This is a genomic window from Methanococcoides seepicolus (assembly GCF_023684405.1).
Classification (GTDB): domain Archaea; phylum Halobacteriota; class Methanosarcinia; order Methanosarcinales; family Methanosarcinaceae; genus Methanococcoides; species Methanococcoides seepicolus.
The window spans coordinates 1-8156 of record NZ_JAGSOI010000083.1 but is presented as its reverse complement, the minus strand read 5'-3'; the positions used below and the strand labels follow the sequence as shown (position 1 = coordinate 8156).

Below are 8156 nucleotides of genomic sequence, written 5' to 3'. Positions count from 1 at the left end.
CGCGGTAGTCATCGATTGCATTGCTTACTTCACCAATGCTGATCATACCATCTTGGTTTGCATCATATGCGTGGTAGTCACATTCACCATTAGGTGGTACTTCTCCGTCGCAGATAAGTCCTGGTGGGATGTAAAGCCTGATGTCCTTATGGGTGACAGCGTAGTCATCCTGACAGAACTGATCATCGATGCTCAGGTAAAGTGCGTCAACACAGGTCCAGGTTCCACTGCAGTCATTGTCAAACATGTAGACTGTGAATGGTGTATCAGTGTATGGCACAACACTCAAGAGGTCCTCATCAGAGAACTTAAGGTTCTCATCTGCGTCTACCAGAGTGTCACCGAGGTCAAGATCATGCTGTGTCATGACTTTGGTGTTGTTTGGATAGAATGCGTCCTTGATGCTAACATCAGTAAGCCTGACATCATAGAGGGTCACATCATCGGATTCATCCATATCGATGTATACATGGTCGATACCTTCATCGAATACACCGTTATTGTTCCTGTCAACGAACTTAATAAAGTCGTAGTTAGTGAATACTTCAGTAACTACATACTCAACATCAATGTCAGCACATGTTACTTTGGTACCACATTCTGGCCAGTCTTCCATTCCAAAGAATGGGCTGGTTGGATCGTTCACAGGTACATAGAGTCTGAGGTCACCGACTGTAACTGCTGCATCAGCATTAAGTATGGCTGGTGCAAGCGTAACATCGATGAGCAATCCTGAATCCACTACGTGGTTTCCATGGTCACCGATGTATATCTCGATCGTATGTGTACCTTCTGGCAGATTCACGTTCACAGCATTCCAGCTGCTTCTACCGTCCTCAAAGAAGGATCCATCGGTTGGTCCTGGGCTTACGACAGTGTATACCACATCATTGGTTGGAACACCTGGCCATGGTGAGCTTGGACCCGCCAGCTGGTCAACGCTTCCCCGCACTACAGTTCCATCCACTGTTATCTCGAAGATGTCATCGAATACAAGAGCCTGGTCTTCCTCGTCTGTAAGGAATGAGTATACAAGTGTCATCTGGGTATCACAGGATGCTGTGAACGTCTTCTGCAGAACTGCAATGTCGTTCTCATTGCCCAGGGCACCATCTCTGTCCTCTGGGCCAGGGCCAGGAACTTGTGTGCCAGGTCCGGTGGATAGTAGAGCATAGTACTGTCCCTGTGGCACAGGAATTGCTGGTACAAAGTTGTTAGCCTTGAGGACCTCCACATTTCCGGCAGCTACATTCCAGCCTGAGAGGTCGCCTGTTTCAAAGCCCCAGTTGTCGCAAGTCTCGGTGCGCTGTTGTATGTACAACTTGTCCGGGCAGGTCCAGTCGCCTGTACAGTCAGAGTCGATGTATCCAAGGTAGTAGTTCAGTGGACTGTATGAATTGCCTAGACCAATGCCTTTGAGTTCATCTCCAACATCAGCATCGTTGGATTCTACAACTGACCATGCATCGTATACGAATGGGTCATCGAATCCCGGCACGTAAGCTTCAACTTCAACCAGCCTGATATCTCCAGCAGAGACATCATCGCTGTCATCTGTATCTACATAGACTGCATCTCCGAGTGTGTATCCTGGAAGACCGTCTGTCTCAACGTACCTGACGAGAGTCTGATCTGCCCATACAAGGTCATGTCCAAGATCGAATTCATCGCAAATCTTTACCTTGGTGTTTGGTGAGTAGTGTTCGGAGACATCTGTGAGCCTGATATCACCGAAGGATACGAATTTGTCGCCATCCATGTCAACATACCATTCAGTTTCGCCACCAAAGCTGTAGTATGCAAGCTTTGCAGTATAGAGGTTCTTCATTAACAGGTAGGTTGCATCGTGGTCACCCTGTACGACCTTTGTACCACAAACCGGGATACATGCATCGCCTTCAGGGATGTATACCCTGGTGTCACCGATTGTGACTGCTTCATCCATGTACCTTGATTCATTTTCATGTGGCTGGATGAGGTAGAGTTTGTCTTCACAGCTCCAGTCGTTGCTGTCATCTGCGTCTACCCATTTAATGAGTTCAGATGCAATACCGTTGCCAATTAAAGCAAGGTCCATTCCATAAGCTGGGTGAGCAGCGTTTACCCTGTCCCATGCCTGTCCATATTCTCCCTGTGCCATTACAAATTCACCTGCATCGAACTCATCAAGGGAATAGACATCTACTGCTGGGAGATCGGTCTGGAGAATATCGCCGACTGAAACAAAACCGTCACCGTCAAGATCATAGACTACACCGTCATAGAGGTCGTACATCTGGTTGTCATTGACATCGACGTATGTAATAGGATCAGTGTATTTAGTCTCAATAACATCGAGGTTGTCCATGTCTTCTGGCATAACCTTGGTGTTAGGATCGTAGTTTGTATGCCAGTTAGAAAGACGGATATCACCGGCGGTAATAATATCTTGACCAACACCATTTACATCGGGTTCCATGTCAACATATACATAGCCGTGGATTGTCTTTACAATCGTAGCATTTGATTCATAAAGTACAAAAGTAGTTTCTTTGTCACATTGTTCAACTGGGGTGCCACATGGCTTTGCCCAGCAACAGTCTTCTTCAGGTTCAGGTACTGGTGTACCTGGTGCAACTGCTATGCCAACCATGGCAAGGCATAACATTGCTACAATAAGAATTGTCTTAATTTGCATTCATTTTACCTCCAACTTGAGTTTTCGTTTCATTCAGAGCGGTCAGAATGGATGCAGTTTACCCGGACATTTTGTATGTCCCGGTGAAAGGTCTTTTTGATCCTCCAATAAGGAGGTTAACATATCAAATACAGTAAACACTCTCGCAACGCACCACATTTACGATAGCTAAACAGCACCATACCCGTACCACTACAATACTAAGTTGCCCTACGTAGGATATAAACTTCCAAGAACACAAAAGTAGGACGGTAGGTAAGTACCATTGGTAAGGGTCTAAACTTTTTTTGAATTCGTGCTCCAATTGGATGGATGCGGAGCAGCATCTTTGTTTATTAAAGAGATTTTCGATAAACCCCCACAGGAAATGCGAAGTTTATACATATTGGAATAAGCCACTATTAGGCCCTTAACTAATTTTGATTTTAAAAAAGAGTACAAGCGTCTTGAAAATCTCGGTAACAAGCTATCTGAGATCGAATCTCCCATCGATTTAAGAACATTTAGTTCGATCATAGCAGAAATGTATAACAGGAAAACGTTAGGCGGCAAACCAAATTTAGTAGTTCACTAATTTCATTTTAAACCCATATAAGCGGCATCATACGCCACATTTATACGTGGTAAAATTCCCCCAGTATGAATTTCTAATTGTAAAAGAAAGCCTCTTACTACTCGATTTAAATTAAAACCTACTGAATACGCCAAAAATGCACTAATCCTCTTATCAAAAATATGACTTTGCTATCGATTACACCGATGGTCCTTACATGGTAAAGCAGATATTTCCAATTCGGGATATGTACGAGGATAACCAAAAAAGTCAACAAACTCATTGTTCATAAATCTTAATTTACATTATTGACAAAAAACGGTTTGAACTACTGCCTTACCGGTAGAAAAAGGCAAAACAAAAATTGGTTACCTCACCGAGTCATACGTTTGATCAGTAATCTTAATTTTAAGATCAATGGCCTTCCCATGTAGCTGTTGCTGCGGGAACGACTAATACAAGAAGTGAAAGTAAAATCACCTGTGAGGTTATAATTGGCAAGGTAAATATCTGGATTTGTTGGATTTTCATAGATCACATCTATCGGGTTTTTGGAAGATGTAGCATGATTTAGAAAATCGCTATCATCTTCCTCACTATATGAAGCTTTATTTTTTTACTTTTCTTTTTCAAATGAAATTTTTTATTTGTTTTTGCGCTTAACAATGATAATTGCACCTACCAATGAAACCAGTATCAATCCGAATAGTCCAGTAACAAGTGCAGAGGACTCTGCTTCTGATGATGGTACATTCTCGTTTGTAGTTTCAATTTCAGCTCCATCTCCTGCTAAAGCAATGCTCTCAAATTCATTTACCTCATCTGAGCTATCCTGGATTCCAGAGTTATCCTGGACTACTGAATCATCAAATGAAGGTGAACTAAAACTTGAGGGTCCGCCAATTGATCCGGATGCAACTGATTTCTCAGCTGATTTTTCACTTACGACAGGGGCTGATGATGTAATGGTTGTAGCTACCGTAACCCCAGGAGCTGCATCTTTGAGATCAACAAGGTCTGTTTCGATACCATTCACATAGAACTTGAGATTCTCGTAATCATCGGAATCACTGGTTATTAACAACCTGTTAGCAGGCGAATCGCCATATACTCCTGCGGAGCCTACGGTAGCTGCACCAACTGTCTTTTCTCCAAGTTTGACTGTAATTTCAGTTCCCACAGGTGCTACTTCTCCATCAATAGTAACTTCTCCCCCTACGATTAAAGGAAGTGATGGACTAGCTTCAGAAGCAGTACTTACAGGGATCGTTGCCATTGCAAATAATAATAGGAATATCTGTAAGATAATTGTGTATTTTGTAAAGCTCCTTTTCTGGATCATATAATCACCCTTAAATATAAAATAAAAGAGGTGAGTTAAAAACTCACCCATATTTTTCGACTTTCGGTCACATACCTCCATTAGAACCCTGCAAGGGTGTCTTCCTGGGTTACATATACCCAGAATCCCTCGTATGGGCCCATATCGAAGATGTCTGTTCCTACATGGATACCAGAGATCACTCCAGTTTCACCATTGTGTCCTACCTGCTCATACATACCGGTTGCTGAGTCATAAGGACCTATGACAACCATGTATGATTCGTCTATCGAACCGAGCATTAGTTCAGCTGGCAGGATAGCCATGGAATCGGTATAACCGATAGCATTCCATCCAGGATACACTGTCATGGTAGGTGGCACAGCTGGCGTAAGTGGTTCAAGAACTTCGCTTGAGATCATCTGATCAACGCTTTCATTGCTCTCGATCCAGTATGCTTTCAGTGGCTCGAACTCGGTGGGTATTTCCCAGAGACCAGTGCCATTGTTAGCTGCGGTGTTCCAGTACACCAGATTAGTGTAGTTGATGTCCGCAAGGACAAATTCAACACTGCTGTTGTTCAGTGCGAATGGCACTGACATGAAGTTCCAGCAAGGCTCGATCACAATAGGATCATATTCTGTTACTGGACATTCTGGTACTTCCACTACATCCATCTGTGTTTCACAGTCGATTGGCTGGAGTCCAGGAGCTGCTACTGCCAGGTCGAACACACCAACAAATGTGTACGTACCCAGTGCTGCACTTCCAGGGATCGTGACATCATAGGTAAACTGTGCGACACCTGGTGCTGCGTTGGCGTCAATCCAGCTTACTGTATCTGCATCAACGACCGATCCACCATTAGATGGGTTGCTTACGATCCATCCTGCAGGTACATTGTCCTCGATGACGGTCTTGTCTGCACCATCAAGTGTAATGTCCAGAATCACAGTTATTGTTTCACCTGGGACGGCACTTACTGGAAGGTCTCTGCAGACATTTGGCTCGTCAACAGGTCCAGGTCCAGGTCCTGCAATGACATCCATCTGTGTGTCACAGTCGATTGGCTGGACACCAGGAGCTGCTACTGCCAGGTCGAACTCTCCATCAAATGTGTACGTTCCCGGTACTGCACTTCCAGGGATCGTGACATCATAGGTAAACTGTGCGACACCTGGTGCTGCGTTGATGTCAATCCAACTTACTGTATTTGCATCAACGACAGATCCACTACCCGATGGATTGCTTACGACCCATCCTGCAGGTACATTGTCCTCGACAACGGTCTTGTCTGCGCCATCAAGTGTAATGTCCAGAATCACGGTTATTGTTTCACCAGGGACGGCACTTACTGGAAGGTCTCTGCAGACATTTGGCTCGTCAGCAGGTCTAGGTCCTGGTGCTGCAACAATATCCATCTGTGTGTCACAGTCGATTGGCTGGACACCAGGAGCTGCTACTGCCAGGTCGAACTCTCCATCAAATGTGTATGTTGCCAGTGCTGCACTTCCAGGGATCGTGACATCATAGGTAAATTGTGCGACACCTGGTGCTGCGTTGATGTCAATCCAGCTTACTGTATTTGCATCAACGACCGATCCACTACCAGATGGATTGCTTACGACCCATCCTGCAGGTACATTGTCCTCGATGACGGTCTTGTCTGCGCCATCAAGGGTGATGTCCAGAGTCACAGTTATGGTGTCACCTGGGTTGGCACTTACTGGAAGGTCCCTGCAGACATTAGGATCTGCTGCTGCTGCTGAGATCATCGAGAGTGTCACCAGACACACTAAACTTAGGATTCCAAACATTTTGATACTTTTTAACATTTTCATATTGAACCCCCCATAAATTGAATGAGAGAGATTTCATCTCTCTACACTCAATTCACAGTTTTATGCGCAGTATGATCCACCTATGCGGTATAGATCAATTACTTCACTTACCATTCCAATGCCGATTTGTACTGCGCGGTAGTCATCGATTGCATTGCTTACTTCACCAATGCTGATTATACCATCTTGGTTTGCATCATATGCATGGTAGTCACATTCACCATTAGGTTCTTCTTCCTCGCAGATAAGTTCTGATGGGATGTAAAGCCTGATGTCCTTATGGGTGACAGCAAAGTCATCCTGACAGAACTGATCGTCGATGCTCAGGTAAAGTGCATCAACACAGGTCCAGGTTCCACTGCAGTCATTGTCAAACATGTAGACTGTGAATGGTGTATCAGTGTATGGCACAACACTCAAGAGGTCCTCATCAGAGAACTTAAGGTTCTCATCTGCGTCTACCAGAGTGTCACCGAGGTCAAGATCATGCTGTGTCATGACTTTGGTGTTGTTTGGATAGAATGCGTCCTTGATGCTAACATCAGTAAGTCTGACATCATAGAGAGTTACATCGTAGGAATCGTCCATGTCGATGTATGCATGGTCGACACCTTCGGTGAATTCACCGTTATTGTTCCTGTCAACGAACTTAATCCAGTCATAGTTAGTGAATACTTCAGTAACTGCATACTCAACATCAATGTCAGCACATGTTACTTTGGTACCACATTCTGGCCATTCCTCCATTCCAAAGAATGGACTGTTTGGATCGTTCACAGGTACATACAACCTGAGGTCACCGACTGATACACCAAGGTCCAGTTGGAAACCTTCACAATCAGCAATAAGCTGCTGGATATAGAGTTTGTCCGGGCAGGTCCAGTCGCCTGTACAGTCAGAATCGATATATCCGAGCAAGTAGTTAAGTGGTATGTAGTCCTCTCCTTCCCTAATTCCATTGTCATCGAGGAGTCCATAGAGGTCATCCCCAACATCAGCATCGTTGGATTCTACAACTGACCATGCAGGGTATACGAATGCGTTAGGGAATCCTGGCAGGTAAGCTTCAACTTCAACCAACCTGATATCGCCTGCATCTACAACATTATTGTCAGCAATGTCAATGTAGACTGCGTCGCCAAGAGTGTATCCCACGAGACCGTCTGTCTCAACATACCTGACAAGAGTCTGGTCTGACCATGTAAGGTCATGTCCAAGATCGAATTCATCACAGATCTTTACCTTGGTGTTTGGTCCATAGTGTGTGGAGACCTCTGTGAGCCTGATGTCACCGAAGGACACAAAATTGTCGGCATCCATATCAACATACCATTCAGTTTCGCCACCAAAGCTGTAGAATGCAAGCTTTGCGTCGAGGTTTGTCATTAACATGTAGGTTGCATCGTGGTCACCCTGTACGACCTTTGTACCACAGTCTGGGATACATTCATCGCCTTCAGGGATGTAGACTCTGGTGTCACCAATGGTAACGGTATGATCAAATCCTAGTGATCCAGTCATATTGTGAGGCTGGATGAGGTAGAGTTTGTCTTCACAGCTCCAGTCGTTGCTGTCATCTGCGTCTACCCATTTGAGGAGGTCAGATGCGTTACCGCTGCCAATTGTGTTTTCAAGAGCCATTAGATAAGCTGGGTGAGAATTGTCTACCCTGTCCCATGCATTTCCCAATTCTCCCTGGTCCATTATCTTTTCACCTGCATTGAACTCTTCAAGGGAATAGACATCTACGGCTGGGATATCAGT

The 8156-nt window shown here is 44.7% G+C and carries 4 protein-coding genes and 1 pseudogene; 1 reads left to right on the top strand and 4 read right to left on the bottom strand.

Annotated elements, in window-relative coordinates; genetic code table 11:
* Window positions 1–2677, bottom strand: a 2677-nt coding sequence (locus KDK67_RS12950) for a hypothetical protein (RefSeq protein ID WP_250869230.1), incomplete at its 3' end; no start/stop codon positions are given.
* Between the two features lie 400 nt (window positions 2678–3077).
* On the opposite strand from KDK67_RS12950, the pseudogene KDK67_RS12945 reads away from it, so the two are divergent.
* Window positions 3078–3239 (top strand): annotated as a pseudogene (locus tag KDK67_RS12945) (IS5/IS1182 family transposase); the annotation flags it as partial.
* A 634-nt stretch (window positions 3240–3873) separates the two neighbouring features.
* Here KDK67_RS12945 and KDK67_RS12940 read toward each other — a convergent pair.
* The 3 genes from KDK67_RS12940 to KDK67_RS12930 form a co-directional block, all read right to left on the bottom strand.
* Window positions 3874–4572 (bottom strand): hypothetical protein, encoded by a 699-nt coding sequence (locus tag KDK67_RS12940; protein ID WP_250869229.1) that lies wholly within the window; start codon window positions 4570–4572, stop codon window positions 3874–3876.
* Window positions 4573–4652: 80 nt separating this feature from the next.
* Entirely contained in the window at window positions 4653–6392 is a 1740-nt protein-coding gene (locus KDK67_RS12935; protein ID WP_250869228.1) for a COG1470 family protein, read from the bottom strand.
* A gap of 60 nt (window positions 6393–6452) precedes the next feature.
* Window positions 6453–8156: hypothetical protein (locus KDK67_RS12930; RefSeq protein WP_250869226.1), on the bottom strand; the 1704-nt coding region annotated here is incomplete at its 5' end.

Excerpts from the sequence above, each read along its gene's own strand:
- KDK67_RS12940 (WP_250869229.1), bottom strand. The coding sequence starts at position 4,572 with ATGATCCAGAAAAGGAGCTTTACAAAATACACAATTATCTTACAGATA.
- KDK67_RS12935 (WP_250869228.1), bottom strand. The coding sequence starts at position 6,392 with ATGAAAATGTTAAAAAGTATCAAAATGTTTGGAATCCTAAGTTTAGTG.